At 63.9% G+C, this 18913-nt stretch carries 16 protein-coding genes; 5 read left to right on the top strand and 11 right to left on the bottom strand.

What is annotated here, in order from left to right:
- Together ASE69_RS00085 and ASE69_RS00080 are read left to right on the top strand one after the other, a co-directional pair.
- Positions 1-309: a hypothetical protein gene (locus tag ASE69_RS00085; protein WP_056481256.1), complete on the top strand. Its 309-nt coding sequence runs from the start codon at positions 1-3 to the stop codon at positions 307-309.
- 11 nt (positions 310-320) lie between these two features.
- Positions 321-2330, top strand: coding sequence for an alpha/beta hydrolase domain-containing protein (locus tag ASE69_RS00080; protein ID WP_056481253.1), 2010 nt, complete (start codon positions 321-323; stop codon positions 2328-2330).
- 138 nt (positions 2331-2468) lie between these two features.
- On the opposite strand, the gene ASE69_RS00075 is transcribed toward ASE69_RS00080, so the two are convergent.
- The 4 genes from ASE69_RS00075 to ASE69_RS00060 all read right to left on the bottom strand — a co-directional run bounded on the left by ASE69_RS00075 (position 2469) and on the right by ASE69_RS00060 (position 6126).
- Entirely contained in the window at positions 2469-2987 is a 519-nt protein-coding gene (locus tag ASE69_RS00075) for an alpha/beta fold hydrolase (protein WP_268795469.1), read from the bottom strand.
- Between the two features lie 319 nt (positions 2988-3306).
- Entirely contained in the window at positions 3307-3756 is a 450-nt protein-coding gene (locus ASE69_RS00070) for a DUF4336 domain-containing protein (RefSeq protein ID WP_200924080.1), read from the bottom strand.
- 197 nt (positions 3757-3953) lie between these two features.
- On the bottom strand, positions 3954-5414 hold the full coding sequence (locus tag ASE69_RS00065; protein WP_056481247.1) for a CHAD domain-containing protein: 1461 nt from the start codon (positions 5412-5414) through the stop codon (positions 3954-3956).
- 382 nt (positions 5415-5796) lie between these two features.
- Positions 5797-6126 (bottom strand): DMT family transporter, encoded by a 330-nt coding sequence (locus ASE69_RS00060; RefSeq protein ID WP_056481244.1) that lies wholly within the window; start codon positions 6124-6126, stop codon positions 5797-5799.
- A 294-nt stretch (positions 6127-6420) separates the two neighbouring features.
- Between ASE69_RS00060 and ASE69_RS00055 the strand changes: the two genes are divergently transcribed.
- Both ASE69_RS00055 and ASE69_RS00050 read left to right on the top strand, forming a co-directional pair.
- On the top strand, positions 6421-8799 hold the full coding sequence (locus ASE69_RS00055) for a TonB-dependent receptor plug domain-containing protein (protein ID WP_056481241.1): 2379 nt from the start codon (positions 6421-6423) through the stop codon (positions 8797-8799).
- Positions 8799-10055, top strand: coding sequence for an aminotransferase class V-fold PLP-dependent enzyme (locus ASE69_RS00050; RefSeq protein WP_056481238.1), 1257 nt, complete (start codon positions 8799-8801; stop codon positions 10053-10055). Before ASE69_RS00055 ends, ASE69_RS00050 begins: the two co-directional genes overlap by 1 nt.
- A 156-nt stretch (positions 10056-10211) precedes the next feature.
- Here the strand turns inward: ASE69_RS00050 and ASE69_RS00045 are convergent, their stop codons facing one another.
- From ASE69_RS00045 to paoA, 6 genes are all read right to left on the bottom strand, one after another.
- Positions 10212-10994 carry a TIGR02281 family clan AA aspartic protease gene (locus ASE69_RS00045; protein ID WP_056481235.1) on the bottom strand — a complete coding sequence of 261 codons (783 nt, stop codon included), beginning with the start codon at positions 10992-10994 and terminating at the stop codon, positions 10212-10214.
- 191 nt (positions 10995-11185) lie between these two features.
- Positions 11186-11941, bottom strand: a complete 756-nt coding sequence (locus ASE69_RS00040; RefSeq protein ID WP_056481231.1) for an SDR family NAD(P)-dependent oxidoreductase — start codon at positions 11939-11941, stop codon at positions 11186-11188.
- A gap of 40 nt (positions 11942-11981) precedes the next feature.
- Entirely contained in the window at positions 11982-12503 is a 522-nt protein-coding gene (locus ASE69_RS00035) for a cupin domain-containing protein (protein ID WP_235517846.1), read from the bottom strand.
- Positions 12500-14710: an aldehyde oxidoreductase molybdenum-binding subunit PaoC gene (paoC, locus tag ASE69_RS00030; RefSeq protein ID WP_056481228.1), complete on the bottom strand. Its 2211-nt coding sequence runs from the start codon at positions 14708-14710 to the stop codon at positions 12500-12502. The genes ASE69_RS00035 and paoC overlap by 4 nt, the downstream gene beginning before the upstream one ends.
- Positions 14707-15657, bottom strand: coding sequence for an FAD binding domain-containing protein (locus ASE69_RS00025; RefSeq protein ID WP_056481225.1), 951 nt, complete (start codon positions 15655-15657; stop codon positions 14707-14709). The genes paoC and ASE69_RS00025 overlap by 4 nt, the downstream gene beginning before the upstream one ends.
- The gene (paoA, locus tag ASE69_RS00020; RefSeq protein ID WP_056481223.1) at positions 15654-16286 is read right to left on the bottom strand and encodes an aldehyde dehydrogenase iron-sulfur subunit PaoA; all 633 of its coding nucleotides are present in this window, start codon (positions 16284-16286) and stop codon (positions 15654-15656) included. Before paoA ends, ASE69_RS00025 begins: the two co-directional genes overlap by 4 nt.
- A gap of 79 nt (positions 16287-16365) precedes the next feature.
- On the opposite strand from paoA, the gene ASE69_RS00015 reads away from it, so the two are divergent.
- Complete coding sequence (locus ASE69_RS00015) at positions 16366-17310, top strand: LysR family transcriptional regulator (RefSeq protein ID WP_235517845.1); 945 nt, start codon at positions 16366-16368, stop codon at positions 17308-17310.
- A gap of 305 nt (positions 17311-17615) precedes the next feature.
- Here the strand turns inward: ASE69_RS00015 and ASE69_RS20935 are convergent.
- Positions 17616-18856, bottom strand: a protein-coding gene (locus tag ASE69_RS20935; RefSeq protein ID WP_156362072.1) for an IS3 family transposase whose coding sequence is annotated in 2 segments (ribosomal slippage) — positions 17616-18509 and positions 18512-18856 — 1239 coding nt in all. Because the reading frame shifts where the segments join, the coding sequence is not laid out codon by codon here.
- Positions 18857-18913: the final 57 nt, after the last annotated feature.

The raw sequence follows: 18913 nt of genomic DNA, 5'->3' as shown, positions 1-18913 counted from the left end.
ATGATCCTGCGCGACCTCGCCCATGTTCGCACCGGTGACAAAGGCGACATTTCCCAGATTGCGGTCATCGCCTATCGCAGCGAAGACTTCGCGCTGTTGGCCAGCGCCGTGACCGCAGAGCGCGTCGTCGCGCACCTGGCCGACCTCTCGGTACGCCGGATCACGCGGTTCGAATTGCCCGGCCTCGGCGCGCTCAACTTCGTGCTCGAGGGTGCGCTGCGCGGTGGGGTCACACGGTCGCTGGCGCTCGACGCGCACGGCAAGACGCTCGGCGCACAGCTCCTCGATCTCGCAATCGATCCTCAATGAAAGAGACGCGAATGCGCCGGTCCTTTGTGCTTCTCGCAACGCCTGCGCTTGCGGCGCTAGCGGTCCCTGCCCCTGCGCGCCTGGTGCGGATACAGGTCGACAGCATCACGCCGGCTCCAGTCGGCACCGCGCCTACCTCGACGCTGCCGATACCGTATGAGATCGTGCGGGGTCGGTTCTTCGGCGCGCTCGATCCTGCGGATGCGCACAATCACGTCATTACCGATATCGACGGCGCGCCCCGCGATGCGAAGGGACGCGTCCGGTATTCGGCGACGTTCGCGATCGCCAGACCCGTCGATCGATCGCGTGCCACCGGGGTATTGTTCTACGACGTACCCAATCGCGGCGGTTCGCAGATCGGTGCGGATGCAGACGGATACGTCCGGGTCACCAGTGGTTGGCAAGGCGACCTTCCGCCCGGGCCGGATGTCCAGACCGCCAGTGTCCCGGTCGCTCATGGCAAGAACGGAAAGCCGCTCACAGGCCCCGTCCTTGCCCGCTTCACTGATATGCCTGCCGGTGCGCGGTCGATTGCGATCACCGGCAGCATCGGCAAACCAACTGCGCGACCAGTGCCCGTGACGCTCGATACGACGAAGGCACGGTTGTTCCGCCAAACCGCCGATGTGGCACCGCCCGTGGACGTGAAGCCCGGGGACTGGGCCTTTGCCGATTGTGCGACGACGCCCTTCCCGGGCAAGCCCGATCCGGCGAAACTCTGCGTGCGAGGCGGGTTCGACCCTGCCTACGCCTATACGCTGATCTACGAGGGCAAGGATCCGCTCGTCCAGGGCATCGGTTTTGCGGCGACCCGGGACCTTGTCGCCTATCTGCGCAGCGGCAAGCCGGACGATACGGGCAATGCCAACCCGGCCGGACGCATTCGCTGGACGGTGGCCAGCGGTACGTCGCAATCCGGCAATTTCCTGAAGAGCTTCGTCAATCTGGGCTTCAACGCGGACGAGAATGGGCGCCGCGTGTTCGACGGGGTCAATCCCAACATCGCCGCTCGCCAGGTCCCGTTGAACCTGCGCTTCGCCGTGCCTGGCGGTGCCGCGACCTTGTACGAACCGGGTAGCGAGGGCACGCTGTGGTGGAGCCGGTACGACGATGTCGCTCGCAGCCGGGGCGTCAGCAGCCTGCTCGACCGCTGCACCGCGAGCAGGACCTGCCCCAAGGTGATCGAGACGTTCGGCTCGGCCGAGTTCTGGGGGTTGCGCATGTCGCCAGGGCTGATCGGCACCGCCGCCTCGACCGATCTCCCGCTGCCGGCCAACGTTCGACGCTATTACTTCCCGGCGACCACGCATGGCGGATCCTGGACCGGGGGCTTTCCGCTCGGTGGCGATCCCAAGTTACCAATCTGCGCATTGCCGGGCAATCCAAACCCTTCGATGGACAGCCTGCGTGCGGCCCAGACGATGCTGGTCGCCTGGGTGCGCGACGGCATCACACCGCCCCCCAGCCGATACCCGACATTGGCCGCGGGCGATCTCGTCGAGGCCAACGCGGCGGCGATCGGATTTCCATCCTGGCCCGGAGCACCCAGTCCGGATGGCAAGCTGAACGCCTTTCTCGACTACGACATGGGGGAAGGATTTCGCTATCGCGACGTGAGCGGCCAAATCACGCGCCAGCCACCGGCGATCCGCGGGACGATACCGTCGCGCGTCCCCCGGGTCGATGCGGACGGTAACGAGACCGCCGGCGTGCCCTCCGTCCAGCTGCAGGTGCCGATCGGGACCTATCTCGGCTGGAACGCTCAGTCCGCGGGGTTCGGCAAAGGCGGCGGATGCGGGTTCTTCGGGGGATTCATACCGTTCGCCAAGACGCGGGCCGAGCGGGTGGCGGTCGGGGATCCTCGCTTGTCCCTCGCAGAGCGTTACGGCGATCACGCCGGTTTCGTCGCGAAAGTCCGCGCGGCCGCAGCGCGACAGCACGCCACCGGTTGGCTCCGCGAAGAGGACGCGGACAGGGTCATCAGCCAGGCCTCATCCAGCCAAGTCCTGGCCGATTGAAGGCCAATCACGTCACACTGGTCGTCATGCTTTCCACAGGGGAGGCTCGACGCAACTTAACTCGGACGCCAATCCATTCTTTTAGTATAACGAAGTTTGCCGCTCGGCTTTCCCGCTCGGGGCTATCGAGATGAAAGATCAGCGCACGGTCTGTCCGGCGGGATCATAACCACGGTCGAGCTCTTCCAAAACCAGCGCACGGTGAGCGCCCTCGTTGAAAGCGTAGCCTGTGCCGGCGATGCGTCTGGCAAAGGCTGAACTTCGCGACAGGAAGCCCGGTCGATCGGAGGAAGGATCGGGCATCGGTTGCATCATCGTCGCCATGGCATCCGGCGCAGCCTGCGGGAGTGCTGGATTGCGCGTGCTCGACATGATCGAAGTGCGCGATAGGGCGCGATCTTTGTGCTCGCCGGCCATGATCTGAGCGATCATGCCTCCCATAGACTGTCCGGCAATATAAGCTCGCCCGATCCCCAGCGCGTCCACCTGAAGCGCTGCAGCCAGCGCGCCGAAATCCACGGCCGGGTGGGAGTCGAGATGCGTTGAATAACCGGCGTCCCGATTATCGAAGCGCACCACCCGGTAGCCGAGGGCTACGAGTTCGGCGCAGAACGGGGTAGTCCAGCGGAACATCTGGGTGCCAAGTCCTGCAATCAGGACGACTACTTCACCGTATTTGCTCTGACAGGCGTCAGGGCCAAGCGTGTTTGCAGGGACCGGGATCGTGAACGCGCATCATTTTCGGAGCAACCATTCAAAAGCATGGGTAATCGCGTTGCGACCGTCATGCGTAATCGGTGCACCATGAGCTGTCAGTACTCCCAAAGTCGGCCATGCTATAATGCGTTGCACCGAAGTTCGCGCGATCTGCCGATTGCGAAACGACATTCGAAATTTGCGGGGAACGGTTGGCCTGGTCGCGGTAAGCAAATCGAGCTTTGCAACGATGGATCGCCATCCTCTGAACCAACCGGGCTCAAAGTGCTGGATCAGGTCCGTGAAGATCGCCGTGCGGCTTTGGATGGAAGAAGACGACTTCCGTCGTGATACTGTTTCCCTCCACCATGATCTGATCGACCTCACCCGACCATTCCTTAGCCGGTGCGTCCTTAAGGTCATGATCCCACTTCAAGTCCGGCCGTTTGGCGCGCAACGCCGGCACGGCATATGACTTTGCTGCCGGGTATGCGCTTTGCCACTCGCCCACGAACATATGATGCAACGTGTTCGGAGCGACGATGTGACGCACCGGCCCAAGGCAATCAATCGCGATTTTGAGTTCACTGGATAGTGCTATGGGCGACCAAACGAATAAAGAGCCATCGGACAGCCGTATAACGATCGTCCGCGTCGGAAAGACGAAGCCAGCGACGGAAACACTTGGCCCGTCCGCCGTCCATATTTCTTTGCCAAATTGTCGCAGCATTTCCGCCCCCCCGTCCAATGGACTCTAGGACACCCTCGAAGCAGTGGGTAGGGGAAGGCAACGTCATCTTCGCGGATGCACGACAATCTAGCCTCTACGCTGGCAGCTATGTCGAACGGCCTGACCGGTGCTGCCTATCACTGGACTTACCAAGGGCGATCAACCGATCGGGCCGACACGGCGCTTATCCTCCCGCCCTAACCCCAGAAAGTCTTGCGATCGAGGAGATCGGCGTACGCTCCAGCCGCGGCATCGATGATCTTCGACTTTTTCCGATGCGCCAATAGTTTTTCGGCATCGAGATCGTCCCGCAAGCCCAGCCGGTCCAGAACCGATGGCGCCGTCGCCATATCGTTCAGCGCGCCGAGCTGATCCTGCAGCTTCTCCAGTGATTTAACGAACTTCCCGTAGCGACGTGCACGCTTCTTGCTCGGGAATAGAGAACCGAGAAACTCTGCGCCATAGCGTAGCCGTTTGGCGCCCTTGCGGACTTCATGCCGCTCCTCGTCCGTCTGGGAGGCAAGGGACTTACCACGCTTGCGGACGCGCCGCCTCAGCGCGTGAAGAGTTTCCGCCGCGAACTGCCTTGCTGGCGCGTCCCGAGCATCGCGCATTGACGGCGCGGTGCGCCATGCCCCGCATACCAGCCACTCCGTCAGATCGAGCATCAACGCGCGAACCCGGTCGGAGCCCAACGCGGCGCCGACCGCAGCATAGGCAGCATTGCGAGCCCGGTCGAGTTCCTGAAACAGCGCGACGCCGGGCTTCGCCCTCGCCAGCAACACGTCCAAGTCGCGCGCTTCGCCCAGCAACGAGCTCAGCCAGCGCAATTCGCTCTGGAAATGCGGCACTTCGTCGCCGTCGAGCAACGACTTGAAGATCGACAATGCAGATCGCAGCCGACGCAACGACACGCGCGCCTGATGCAGCGCCTCGGCGTCGGCTTGGTCGAGCAGAACAGTTTCGTTCAGGCGGTATTGACGTATGCACGAGCTTACGACTGCCTCGAAAGCGTCCGCTGCGGATGCAGTCCGGCTCAACGCGACCTTTTCCGCCTTGAACGCCTTGGACGCGGGACGAAGCAGGTCGTAGCCGCGCTCGGACTTGGTCACGACGCCCAGGCGGACCGGAAACTCCGCCGCTATCGTCTTGGCCAGCGCAAACAAGGCGGCGGGCTCTCCCCGCTTCAACTCCAGCTCGATCTCGCAGACCGGCGACTGGCGGTCACCTGCGGCGACGTACCCACGATCCAACACCAGTTCGATCGACGCCTCGCCGCAGTCGACCATCCACGTCAGGCGCTCGACCGCGACCGTGAAGATCGAAGTGACGGTGCCTGCCTCGTCGCCAACCAGCGTGGGAATGGGCGTCCGGTCGTCAACGACCGGATTCATATCGGCCACCTCGACTTCCCATTCGGACCGCGCGAAGAGACCCGCCGCCTTTGCGTCCGCGACCTTGATCGTCTGTGTCAGCGTGTCGCCGGACTGGCGGATGCGCAACGAGACGTCACCTTGCGAAAGCGCTAGATCGGGTGTGTCGAAATAGACCGCGTGCATTTGCCGCGTACTCGCCGGGACATCGAACAGGTCGCCCCTCGCAAAGGCATCGGCCGCGACGGCGTCCAATACCAATTTCAGTTCAACTTCCTGTGCCACCGGATACCTTCCCGCAAAATCGCGACGCCTCGTACCCAGGGCAACCTGTGATAGGTTCGCTGGTTCCCCGATAGTCGCACGCTCGGTCTTTGCGCACTCGACCCTATCGGGGGGCAAAGCTATTCGCAGCCGTTCCGGAAACGCATCTGTCGCAGTAGACCGCCTCAGTCGGACCGCCGGTGTGCTCACGCCCTTCCAGACATGCGGAGGCGGTCGCGCGGTCATATTCGTGGCGGTATCGCTTGTTACTCGCCAGACCGATACTCGGCCTTTCGAACGCCCTTTCCGTCTCAGCAAGTTGGTCGTCCGGTTGGACCGCAGCTTGCGGCGGCCGGATCAACTGGCGACAGGGCTGAAAACGAGAGGAAAGCTGCAGCCCGTTTCAGTGGCCCGACGCGTTCGAAAACACGTTCATGACAATGACACCGGCGACGATCAAGCCCATGCCAATGATAGCAGCGGTATCGAGCTTTTGACCCTGGAATGCCCATGCAGCCGTCGAAATAAGAACAATGCCGGCGCCCGACCAAATAGCGTATGCAACGCCCGTCGGGATCGTACGGAGGGTCAGTGAGAGAAAGTAGAAGGCAATACCGTAGCCGACGACCGTAACGACGGTCCAAGGCATGCGGGTGAAACCATGCGACTGCTTCATTGCAGTCGTAGCACAAACCTCGGAGACGATCGCGATTGCGAGCATGAGATAGTTCATGCACGACCCGCTAGCACACGAAATGCGGCCAATTTGCGACGCTCGCTGCCCCCGGGGCGGGGACTTTGCTATTGGGAGGGCGTCATCCGGCAGCGCGAAGTTAGCAGACCCGCAACCCGACGTTCGTGCGCCCTTCCCGCCCCCACCTTCAGCCTCTCATCTACCTTAAATCCTCCGTGCCTCGCTCCGGCGCAGTGTCATCGAAGTGCCGCTGTTCCGTCATCACCACGAAAAACGCACGGGCTAGCTGCCCCTCGAACCGGTGGAACCAAACCGGCAACCTCTAGGGGCATCATGAAATTCATCACCAGCAGCGCGCTCGTCGCGCTGCTCGCAGGCACGCCTGCACTCGCTCAGACCGCACAGGACCTTCCCGCGAACGCGTCCCAGCCGAACGACGAGAACCAGATCGTCGTTACCGGCACGCGCGACCGATCGCGCACGCAGTTCGATACGCTCGCCCCCGTCGACGTCCTGTCCGGCGACGCGGTACGCTCGAGCGTATCGGGCGATCTCTCCGATACACTGGCGCAGCTGCTGCCCTCGTTCAACGTCCAGCGTCTGCCCGCAGCAGACGGCCAAGCCTTCGTACGCCCCGCCACCCTACGCGGTCTGTCCGCGGATCAGACGCTCGTGCTGATCAACGGCAAGCGATATCACCGTTCAGCCCTGCTCGGCACGCGGGGCGCGCAAGCGCCCGATCTGGCGGGCATCCCATCGCTCGCGATCAAGCGGATCGAGGTGCTGCGCGACGGCGCGTCCGCGCAATATGGCTCGGACGCGATCGCCGGGGTGGTCAACATCATCCTCGACGACACCGCCGGGATGGATGCGTTCGGCCAGTTCTCCCAATATTATAAGGGCGACGGCAAGGAGTATCAGACCGGCGCACGCGGCGGCATCGCTCTCGGCGACCGCGGCACGATCGTCGTCACCGGCGAATACGACCACAGCGAAGCGACCTCACGCACGCGCCAGCGGCCCGACGCGATCGCGTTCCAGGCGGCGAATCCTACCTTGGTCGTGCCCAATCCAGTGCAACGCTGGGGCCAGCCCGACGAGGAGCGTATTCGCGGCGCGCTGGACGCGAACTATGCCTTTAGCGATGCCGCCAAATTCTACGTCTTCGGCACCGCGCAAAGTGGCGAAGGCGTGACCGACTTCAACTGGCGCAACCCCGCGGGCACCAGCAGCGTCTATGGCGCGAGTTCGGCTTTTCCCGGCTTCTCGTTCAAGAGCATCTATCCGGTCGGTTTCTCGCCGCGTTTCGGCACGACCTATAGCGACTATCAGGGCGATACCGGTCTGCGCGGCGATCTGAGCGACCGGTTCAGCTATGATCTGAGCGCGGCCTTCGGGCGCAGCCGGATCGATTATACGCTCAACGAGAGCCTCAACGCGTCGCTCGGGCCGGCGAGCCCGACCAGCTTCTATCTCGGCCGCCTGGAACAGCGCGAATTCAACCTGAACGCCGATTTCGTCTATCGCCTGCCAGTCGGCACCGCGGCGCCGGTCAACGTCGCGTTCGGTGCCGAACGCCGCCGCGAAACCTACCAGGTGTCGGCGGGCGATCCGGCATCCTACGCGATCGGTGCAGGCGCGGCGTCCGGCCTCGCACCCAATTCTAACGGCTTTCCGGGTTTCAGCCCAAGCTTGGCCGGTACGTTCGACCAGACCAGCTACGCCGGCTATCTCGATCTCGAATGGCAACCGATCGATATGGTGACGCTCGGTGCGGCAGGCCGGTACGAAGACTTTTCGGAATTCGGCGACACCTTCAATTACAAGCTTTCAGCTCGTTTCGAGCCGATCAAGGGCATTGCCGCACGCGGCACGTATTCGACTGGGTTCCGCGCGCCCACGCCTGCCCAGCTGAACACGTCGCAGACCACGCAGGGGCTCGATACCACCACGCTACAAGTGTTCAACCAAGGCCGGCTGTCACCAAGCGATCCACTTGCCGTGGCATTGGGCGCGGCCCCCCTGACGCCGGAAACATCGAAGACCGCAACCGCCGGGCTGACCTTCCAGAGTCGCTTCGGCCTGACCGCCAGCGTCGATATCTACCAGATCGACGTCGACAACCGGTTCAGCCAGTCCCGCACCTTCGCGGTCCCGGCCAGCTTCGCCAATCCGCAGCGTTTCACTGCGGTCAGCTACTTCACGAACGACTTCGATACCCGCACGCGCGGCATCGATGCGGTAATCGGCTATGGCCACCGCGTCGGGCCCGGCCGTGCAAATTTGAGCCTGGCCTACAATTACAACCAGACGAAAGTGCGCAGCGGCACGAGTGCCGCAATCCCCAACGAAACCCAACGACGGATCTTCGAGGAGCGGCTGCCCAAGCATAACGGGACCGCAACGCTCGGCTACGATATCGGCCCGGTCGCGCTGCTCGCACGGGCACGGTATTACGGCGCCTGGACCGACGTCACCGGCAACGCGACGGGCGAACTGTTCCAGCGCTTCGGCTCGATCGCGTTGTTCGACGTGTCGGCCGCCTACAAGTTCGACGATCATTTCATGCTGCGGGTCGGTGCGGAGAACGTTGCCAACACCTATCCCGCCGAAGCCACCAACCAAGCTGTCCGCGGCCTGATCTATTCGCGCAATGCGCCATACGATACCGATGGCGGCCAATATTACGTACGGGTGGGAATGAGCTTCTGATGACGACGCCGATCGATCGCCGGCTGTTCTTGACCGGAGCCGCCGCCATGACGGCGGCTCCGGTGGGAGCGGCTCTATCACCGTCGGCGACCGACGACACGGCGTTCTGGAAAGAGGTGGCAGCGCAATACGACCCGACGCGCTCGGTGATCCATCTCGAAAACGGCAATTGGGGCATGATGGCGCACCCCGTCCTTCAAGCCTATGAAAGCAATCTCGAACGGGTCAACCGCGACACGAGCTATTACACCCGGCGCGGCATGGTGAAGGACTGGATGGCGGCACGCGATGCGCTGGCCGCCACGCTCCAAGTCCCGGCGGACGAGGTCGCTTTCACGCGCAACGCGACCGAGGCGCTGAAGGCGCTGATCCTGGGATACAATGCGCTGACGCCTGGCGACGCCGTGCTCTACGCGGATCTCGATTACGACAGCATGCAGGCGTGCATGGACAGCCTGAAGTCACGACGTGGCGTGTCGGTGGTGAAGATCGCGCTTCCCCAACCGGCTACGCGCCAGTCGCTGATCGACGCCTATGCCGCCGCGATGGAGGCCAACCCGCGGCTGAAGCTGATCCTGCTGACCCATCTGAGCCACCGTACCGGGCTAGTCCTGCCGGTGCGCGAGATCGCGGCGATGGCGCGTGCGCGGGGAATCGCCACGATCGTCGACGCGGCCCATAGCTGGTGTCAACTCGACATGACACTGACCGATCTCGACTGCGACTATGTCGGGATCAATTGCCACAAATGGCTGGGAGCGCCCCTTGGTGTCGGCGCGATCCATATCCGACGGTCCGCGCTGTCGGCGATCGACCGCGATCCCGCCAATCCTGCGACCGACCGCGACACCATAAACGCGCGTATCCATACCGGCACGGTAGATTTCGCCGCGCCGCTGACGGTGCCCGTCGCGCTCGCGTTTCAGGAGAAGATCGGCAGCAAGCGCCGCGCCAACCGCCTTGCTGCGCTCCGCAATCGATGGGTCGCGCAGGCCCGCGCGATCCCTGGAATCGAGGTACTGACCCCCGAAGACCCCGTGCTCCACGGCGGCATCACCGCCTTCCGCGTCGTTGGGAAGACGAGTTCGGTGGATAACGTGGCGATCGCGAAGACCTTGCTAGATCGGTTCGGTATCTTCACCGTTCACCGTGATGGTCCTGCGGCAGGATCGTGCGTGCGAGTGACACCTGCCCTGTTCAACACGATGGCAGATATGGACGCACTGGCAGCCGCTCTCGGCCGGCTACCGGTTTAGCACCCTAATGGTGAGCACCGAACAGGCGACTTTATCGCCATTGCCTCTACCGCGCTGATCAGCGAGACCTGGTCTATCATCCCGGTCTTGACCGACACGCCTCGAAACAGGCGATAGGGGACCAGTGCATTGCAAACTTGCCTTCTCCTGGCCGGACTAGCGCATGGCGACCTGCGTCGACATCCCGCGAGGGGTGATCGTCATCACGCCGTCCTCGATCGTGACGCGTCCTAACCGAGCGATCTCAGGCTGTCCGAGCAGCGTATAGGGGATGCCGGGTTGGCCGATACGCATCGTCATACGGCCGAGGCTCTGTCCGCCGATCTCGACCGACGCGACGCGCGCGACGCCGACCCGAGTGTAACCGCCGATGCCGACCGCCACCTCCTCGCGCTGCACCGCACGGTCGGCACCGGTCTCGCGCGCGTCTTCGGCCGAGAGGACGCTATATGCGGCGCCGGTGTCGATGATGGCACGGATGGGCACGCCGTTAATAATCATAGACGCGACGAAGTGCCCGCCCCAGGGATCGCGATTGATCCGCAGGACGCGTGGCGTCCCAAGGGTGACCGGATCGTCGAGGTCGGCCGGATCGATCTCGATGTGGGGTACGGGTGGCGGTGCGTACGCCACGACGGCGACCGTCGTGCGCTGTGGCTCGATGCAGGTGACGACGGTACGCGACAGCACGTGACCGTCGCCGTCCTCGTCCGTGGTCTCGGTGGTGGTGATCGTCGCCATGCCAGGCGTCCCCACGTCCCCCTGCCATGCCGCGTCGACAACGCGCGTACGTCCGTTGACCGTGGTAACGGTGCGCACGGTGTTTGCGGGGACATCCTGGATCTGTCCCCCGATCTCGACGCGGACCTGAGCGGCGGCGGGTGTCGCGGTGAGCGCGAGCGCGATTGCCGCAGCGTGGACAGTTACTCTGGTGGCCATCGCCTCCCTCGTTTCTCTTCCAGGGACATTCGTCCCTGAGGATTAGCGAGATTGTAGCGCGTGTTCGTTTACATACGGTTAGCGTGTGCGGCGGGGGCGTGATGCCGCTCGTGTCGGTGCACCGGGCGGTCGGCGACGTTGCTCCATTCAGTCACCGATGCATGGCGGCAACTGAATGGATGTTCGCTTAGTTACAGCGACCAGCCGCCGTCCACGGAGATGGCGGCACCGGTGATGAATCCGCCGAGGTCTGCGCTCATCCATAGCACGGCGTCAGCGATTTCCTCGGGCTTGCCCAGGCGACCGACCGGCTCGAGATCGATAGCTTTCTGAATGTCACCGTTGGTAAAGCGATCCATCATCGGCGTCTCGATGTTGCCCGGCAGGATCGCATTCACACGGATATTCTGCTTGGCATAGTCGAGCGCTGCCGATTTCGTCAGACCGATGATGGCGTGCTTGGAGGCCGCATAGGAAGCACCGCCCGCCACACCCCGGACGCCGGCGCCCGACGACGTGTTGACGATCACGCCGCTACCTTGCCGGACCATCTGTGCCAGTTCGTGCTTCATGCACACGAACGTGCCCCGAAGGTTGATGTCGAGGATGCGGTCCCACTCGTCGAGCGCGATCTCGGCGACGGGTGCGGCCTTGTTCTCGACGCCGGCATTGTTGAAGGCGATGTCGAGCCGACCGAAGGTCTCGACGACCTGACGGATCGCCGCCTCGACCTGCTCCGGCTTGGACACGTCGCAAGCGATGACCAGCACCTGTGCGCCCGCATTCCTGACGGCATCGGCGGTTTCGGCAAGCGCATCTTCGGTAAGATCGAGGATCGCGACACGGGCGCCCTCAGTTGCGAACCCAACAGCCGTAGCGCGGCCGATGCCGCTGGCCGCGCCGGTGACGAATGCGACCTTGTCGGAGAAACGATGAGCGTTGGACATAAGAGGACTTCCTGATTTCAGTTGTGCGGACGGCGGTCGATCACTCGGTTCCGAGCGGCGCGAGATATTCGTCGTCCGTCACCTTCTCCATCCAGGTGACAGGCGATCCATCGACCGACTCCTGAATGGCGACATGAGTCATGCCCTGGTGCGGTGTCGCGCCATGCCAGTGCTTGTACTCGGCGGGGCACCACAGGATGTCGCCCGCATTGAACTCCAGCTTCGGGCCATCCGCGATCTGCGTCCAGCCGACGCCCTCGGTCACGATCAGCGTCTGTCCGGCGGGGTGCGTGTGCCAGGCAGTGCGGGCGCCAGGCTCGAAATGGACGATGGCGCCGGAAACACGGGACGGTTCGTCGCGCTGAAACTGGCCGGTGATCGTGACTTTGCCGGTGAAATAGTCCTCCGGTCCGTCGACGGTCTTCATTTCCGTCTTGCGTGCGATGGTCATGTCGAAACTTCCTCTTTGTGCTTGAACAGAGCTGACGGGCAACATCAACGCGAGCAGGATGCCGAACTGGATCAGGAATGCTGCGCGTGTCAGCGTTGGTCGGGCGATCACGTCAGCGCCGGCAGCGCGTCGAGATGCTTGTCGAGCGTGATCGGATACTCGCGTACGCGGACGCCGGTCGCGTTGTAGATCGCGTTGGCGACTGCTGGCGCGACCCCGGTTAGACCCAGCTCGCCGACGCCCTTGGCCTTTACCGGCGAGATCGTCGGATCGACCTCGTCGATGAAGAAGGCGTCGAGATGCGGGATGTCGGCGTGGACCGGCACCTCATAGCCGGCGAGATCATGGTTCACGAAGAAGCCGAAGCGTTTGTCGATCGCCATCTCCTCCATCAGCGCCGCACCGACGCCCATCACCATGCCGCCGATCACCTGGCTGCGCGCGGTCTTGGCGTTGAGAATGCGTCCGGCCGCGCAGACCGCGAGCATGCGCCGCACCCGGACCTCGCCGGTATAGGCGTCGACCGCGACCTCGACGAAATGCGCCCCGAAGGTCTGCTGCTGGAACTGATCGGCGAGCTTGGCGAACTCCATCAGGTCCTCGACCACGATCTCGCCATCCCTAGCCGCGTCGGCGAGCTTCACCGAACGGTTGCCGCTGCGCACCTGGCCATCGGCAAAGTCGACATCGGCGGTGTTGAAGCCGAGCCGCTGAGCGACGGTTTCGCGCAGCTTCATGCACGCTGCGTAGACGCCTGCCGTAACGGAAGGCGCGCCCTGCTGCCCGCCAGATCCCGGCGTTTCCGGGAAGGTGGAGTCGCCGAGCTTGACCACGATCTGGTCGGGCGTGACACCCATCATCTCGGCCGCGGTCTGCTGGACGACGGTGTAGCTGCCGGTGCCGATGTCAGTCATGTCGGTCTCGATCGTCACCGTGCCGTGCCGATCGAGCCGCGCCCGCGCGCCGGCCTTGGCGATCTTGCCGCCGCGGATCGCCCCTGCCATCCCCATGCCGATCAGCCATTGGCCGTTGCGGACGGTACCGGGCTTGCTCTGGCGCTTTTCCCATCCGAAGCGTTCGGCGCCCTCCCGCAGGCAGCGGACAAAGGCTCGGGTCGAGAAAGGCTTGTTCGGATTTTCGGGATCGACCTGTGTGTCGTTCACGACGCGAAGCTCGACCGGATCCATCTTCAGCTTTTCCGCGAGCTCGTCCATCGCGACCTCCAGCGCCATCAGGCCAGGGGCTTCGCCGGGCGCCCGCATCGCGTTGCCCTCGGCGAGGTCGAGCGTGGCCAGCCGCATCCGGGTCAGCCGGTTCGGACCCGCATACAGCGTCCGCGTCGAGGTGACGGTCGGCTCGGTCCGCCCACCGACGAGGTTGCCCGACAGGCTGTCATGACCGATCGCCGTCAGCCGCCCGTCGCGGCCCGCCCCCAGCTGGACACGCTGGATCGTCTTGGGCCGGTGGATCGTGGTGTTGATCATGATCGGACGTTGCAGCGCGATCTTCACCGGGCGCTTGACCACGCGCGCCGCGATCGCCGCCAGCGCCAGATCGATCTGCACGGTCCCCTTCCCGCCAAAACCGCCACCGATGTAAGGCGAGATCAGGTGGACGTTCTGCTTGGGGATACCGAGGATCAGCCCGAGGTCGCGCGTTCCCCAGTTCATCTGCTGGATCGACGTCCAGCACGTCACGCGGTCGCCGTCCCACTTCGCGATCGAGGCATGCGGCTCCATCATCGCATGGGCCTGGTCGGGCACGGTGTAGGTCTCGTCGACCTTGACCGGCGCCGCAGCGAACGCCTTGGCGAAATCGCCGACCTGCTTCTCGTTGGGGCCGCCAAACTCGCCCTCCGGCGGAACCGGCGCGGTGGCGTTCTGCGCGGCCAGATCGAACCGCCCCGCCGTCCGCCGATAGTCGACCCGCACCAGCGCTGCAGCGGCACGAGCCTGCTCGAAGGTCTCCGCAACGACGACCGCGACCGGCTGGTGGTAATGGTCGACATTCGGCGCGGCGAGCATCTTCTGGACATAGAACTTGCCGACCCCGGGCTTGCCGGCGTTGAGGTACGTAACGACCCCGACCACGCCGGGCGCACGTTCGGCATCACGCGTGTCGATCGTCGCGATCCGGCCCTTGGCGATCGCGGCGCCCAGGATGTAGCCGTGCGCAAATCCGGGCGCGACATCCTGCCATTCATAAGCATAGGTCGCGGTTCCGGTGGTCTTCAGATGCCCTTCGTAGCGATCGAGTGGCTTGCCGAGCACCTTCATCCTGTCGGTCGGGTTGGCGCCTGCTGGTGTGTCGAAGATCATGGCTTCACCTCTGCAATGACCGCCGCGAGGGTGCGCGTCGCGAGTGGGATCTTGAATGCGTTGTCGTCGGTCGGCCGGGCGTCGGCAAAGACCGCTTTCGCCATCTCGACCGCGCCGCGGGGCATCGCCGCCTCCGCGGCCTCCATGCGCCATGGCCGATGGGCGACACCACCGAACGCTGCCCGTCCGCTGCCGTCGCGCTGAACGATGGCGGCGACCGAAACGAGTGCGAACGCGTAGGACGCGCGGTCACGCACCTTGCGGTAGACATGCGTACCACCGACTGGCGCGGGCAACGTGACCGCGGTGATGAGTTCGCCATGATCGAGCACATTATCCCGCTCGGGCGCGGTACCCGGCAGCGTATGAAAGCTGCCGACCGGGATGGATCGTGTCTTGCCGTCCGCCTTCACCGTTTCGACGGTGGCGTCGAGTACGCGCATCGCGACCGCCATGTCGCCCGGATGAGTTGCGATGCACGCGTCGCTCGATCCGATGACGGCGAGCTGGCGCGAATAGCCACCGATCGCAGCACACCCCGACCCCGGCCTGCGCTTGTTGCAGGGCTGGTTGGTGTCGTAGAAATACGGGCACCGCGTTCGCTGCAGCAGATTGCCCGCGGTCGTCGCCTTGTTGCGTAGCTGGCCCGAGGCACCTGCGACGATGGCGCGGCTGAGGACGCCATAGTCGCGTCGCACCCGCTCGTCGCTAGCAAGTGCCGTATTGCTGACGAACGCACCGATCCGCAGCCCGCCCGCGTCGGTCGGTTCGATCCGGTCTAGCTTAAGGTCCTGCACGTCGACCAGATGAGTCGGCGTCTCGATCTCGAGTTTCATCAGATCAAGCAGGTTGGTACCGCCGGCCAGGAATCGCGCGCCGGGATGGCTTGCGACGATACGTGCCGCGTCCGCAGGCGTCCGTGCCCGCTCGTAGGTGAAGCTTCTCATGCGCTGGCTCCTGCAACGTCGGCCATCGCCTCAACGATGTTGGAATAGGCACCACAGCGGCAGATGTTGCCGCTCATCCGCTCGCGCATTTCGGCGCCAGTCGGTTGCGGCGCTGCCACCAGATCGACCTGGGCATGGCTGGGAATGCCACGCCGTATCTCCTCCAGCACGGAAACCGCGGAACAGATCTGCCCCGGGGTGCAGTAACCGCACTGATATCCGTCATGCTTCACGAAGGCGGCCTGCATCGGATGCAGACGGTCGGGCGTGCCGAGCCCTTCGATCGTGGTCACGGCGTCGCCGTCATGCTGGACGGCAAGGCTGAGGCAGGCGTTGATCCGCTCGCCGTTGACGATGACCGTGCAGGCTCCGCACTGCCCGTGGTCGCAGCCCTTCTTGGTACCGGTCAGGTGCAGATGTTCGCGCAGCGCATCGAGCAGCGTCGTCCGCGGGTCGAGCGTCAGCGCACAGGGCTTGCCGTTCACGGTCAAAGCGACCTCGTACGTCGGTAGGGCTTGCACCGGCGGCGCGGCGTCGGCCGTTTCACTCACGATGGCGGATGCTGCTGCCGTAGTAGCGCTGCTCATCAGCATCTCTCTTCGGGACAATTGAAAACTCTCGCTGGCCATCGGCGATCCTCCTTGGGCGCGCCAATGGGCGCCGATCAGGCTTATTAAACGCTTTTGCACGGAGACGGTTACCGCCACGGTGGTTGATGCAACGTTGAATCTGCTTCAACATGCCGCGATGCTCGTCACCCGCACCAACCTCACCGACCTCGCCTATTTCCTGGCGATCGCGCGGCACCTGAATTTCCGTCGGGCCGGTCTCGAGCTTGGCGTGTCTGCCTCCGCGGTGAGCCATGCACTGAAGAATTTCGAAGCCCGCGCTGGCGTCCGACTGATCAACCGGACGAACCGGTCCGTGACGTTGACGTCGGCCGGCAAGACGCTCGAGCAGTCGGTCTCCGGGTCATTTGCCGACATCGGCTCCGCACTAGAAAACCTGGATCAGCTTCGTGCCAATCCTGGCGGTAAGATCCGCATCAATGCCGTGGTCGATGCGGTAACGTTGGTCCTGGGCCCCGTGCTCGCCGAACTGGCTCGCCGTCACCCCGGTATCGAAGTGGATCTCGTCTCCAGCAACCGTATCGTCGATGTCGTCGGCGAAGGGTTCGATGCAGGCGTGCGCTATGGCGGCACCGTACCCGAAGACATGATCGCGCAGCGTCTTTCGGCCGACCTCAGATGGGTGGTTGCCGCATCTCCCGGTTATCTGGACGAGCGTGGCACGCCGACGCACCCGGACGAACTGAAGCATCACCGCTGCCTGGGCGTCCGGCTCGGCGACGACAGCATCTACCGCTGGGAGTTCGAGGGGCCGGACGGTGACTTCGATGTGCCCATCAAAAGCGCCATGACCGCTGACGATAGTCGCTCGACATTGGCGATGGCACTGAACGGTGCGGGTCTGACATTTGGTCTTGAGGCCCTGTTTGCCGAGCATGTGGCCGATGGCCGTCTCCGCCTCGTGCTGACCGACTGGGCGACGATGGGGCCAGGCTTCTACCTCTATTATTCCGGACGGCGACAAGTGCCCGCGGGTTTACGGGCAATGCTTACCATAGCGGCTCAACTAAAACCGCTTGGCTGACCATATCTGATTATAAGGATCAAGCCTAAAAGGCGCATCGGAACGCCGCCTCCTTAACTCAGTTTGTGTCCGACCAGACCCATAGGTCGCCGTTCTAGTGCCTCCATCGCCTTCAATTTTAGACGTTCGTAGTTGCGTAGGGCAATCTCGCAGGCACCCTCATGCAATGTCGGTTTCATGGCTCTTCGATTGCCCCTGTTGTTGCCCCCTAAAGGCCTGACAGGGCCTCGCAGGTTTGCGCGATGAACTCGCGGGGTGATCGATAGCGCAAAGCGCGGTGCGGATGCACCTCGTGTTGTTGCCCCCTAAAGGCCTGACAGGGCCTCGCAGGTTTGCGCGATGAACTCGCGGGGTGATCGATAGCGCAAAGCGCGGTGCGGATGCACCTCGTTATAGTGGGCGAACCAGCCAGGCAGTTGGTCGATGACGCTTTGCGCATTTGGCCTGGGGTTCACACGGACATAATCGCGCTTGAGGGTGCGAACGAACGCCTCAGCCATGCCATTCGATTGAGGGCTGCTGACCGGGGTCGTGCGCGGTATCAGCCCAATGCCCCGGGCGAACGCACGTGTGTTGCGAGCGGTGTAGCAGCTGCCGTTATCGGTGAGCCACTCGATCGGTTCGGGCACGCGGTTCACCTGGCCGTAGCGATGCTCGACCGTGGCGACCATCAGGTCCTGGACGTCCTCGGCGGTGATGCCGCCCGTCGTCGCCACGTGTCCCATGGCTTCACGGTCGCAGCAGTCGAGCGCGAATGCGACACGCACCTTCTCGCCATTGTCGCAGGTGATCTCCAACCCGTCGGAACACCAGCGGGTGTTGCGGAGGTCGACGGCGACCCGGCCGTCGTGACGCCGTTCCTCGCGGCGTTCGCCACCTCGCTGTAGGAGCAGCCCGTGCACCTTCATGACGCGGTAGACGCGTTTCGGATTGGGCGCTTCGCGCCCGGTCTTCTCGGCCTCCCGGCGCAGCAGAGCATGAACGCGGCGATAGCCATAGGTTGGCAGATCGGCGACGAGCGCGCGGATGTCGTGGACCAACTCAGCATCCGGCAGTGGTGGTCGTCCGCGTGGCCGGGCCGCTGGGCGATGGCGCATTGCGGACAGGTGTGGGCGAGCAATGCCGACCGCCTCGGCGACCGCGCTCACCGTCCATCCCGTGGCAACGAGGTCGAGCGCAACAGCAGTTTTTTTGGGCCTGCGGCCCGGGACACGGCCTCGCGGAGTAGCTCGTTCTCCATGGCCTTCTTGCCGAGCAGCCGGTGTAGTTCGCGCACCTGCGCCTCGAGCGCACGGTACTCGGACGCCGGCACCACTTCCTCGCCAGCTGCTGCGGCGGTCAGCGCACCCTGCGCCATCAGGCGCCGCCAGGTGAAGATCTGATTGCCGCCAATGCCGTGCCGGCGGGCGACGAGCGACACGCTCATCCCCGGTAGATACGTCTCCTCGACGATCCGGACCTTTTCCTCCGGTGTCCACCGCCTCCGGCGCTGAACACCGGAGAGAACCTCGCCATCGTTGTAACGCCTGGTCGTACCGTCAGTCATATGCCTCACTCTTATCTAAGAGCGGGGCCCTGTCAGGTCATTTAGGGGGCCACCTCA

The organism is Sphingomonas sp. Leaf208, assembly GCF_001421415.1.
Lineage (GTDB): Bacteria > Pseudomonadota > Alphaproteobacteria > Sphingomonadales > Sphingomonadaceae > Sphingomonas.
The sequence above is the reverse complement of the archived record's forward strand: the minus strand, read 5'-3'. Positions and strand labels throughout refer to the sequence as shown.

Coding starts and splice junctions, on each gene's coding strand:
- ASE69_RS00085 (WP_056481256.1), top strand. CDS start 1: ATGATCCTGCGCGACCTCGCCCATGTTCGCACCGGTGACAAAGGCGAC.
- ASE69_RS00080 (WP_056481253.1), top strand. CDS start 321: ATGCGCCGGTCCTTTGTGCTTCTCGCAACGCCTGCGCTTGCGGCGCTA.
- ASE69_RS00070 (WP_200924080.1), bottom strand. CDS start 3,756: ATGCTGCGACAATTTGGCAAAGAAATATGGACGGCGGACGGGCCAAGT.
- ASE69_RS00060 (WP_056481244.1), bottom strand. CDS start 6,126: ATGAACTATCTCATGCTCGCAATCGCGATCGTCTCCGAGGTTTGTGCT.
- ASE69_RS00055 (WP_056481241.1), top strand. CDS start 6,421: ATGAAATTCATCACCAGCAGCGCGCTCGTCGCGCTGCTCGCAGGCACG.
- ASE69_RS00050 (WP_056481238.1), top strand. CDS start 8,799: ATGACGACGCCGATCGATCGCCGGCTGTTCTTGACCGGAGCCGCCGCC.
- ASE69_RS00045 (WP_056481235.1), bottom strand. CDS start 10,994: ATGGCCACCAGAGTAACTGTCCACGCTGCGGCAATCGCGCTCGCGCTC.
- ASE69_RS00040 (WP_056481231.1), bottom strand. CDS start 11,941: ATGTCCAACGCTCATCGTTTCTCCGACAAGGTCGCATTCGTCACCGGC.
- paoC (WP_056481228.1), bottom strand. CDS start 14,710: ATGATCTTCGACACACCAGCAGGCGCCAACCCGACCGACAGGATGAAG.
- ASE69_RS00025 (WP_056481225.1), bottom strand. CDS start 15,657: ATGAGAAGCTTCACCTACGAGCGGGCACGGACGCCTGCGGACGCGGCA.
- paoA (WP_056481223.1), bottom strand. CDS start 16,286: ATGGCCAGCGAGAGTTTTCAATTGTCCCGAAGAGAGATGCTGATGAGC.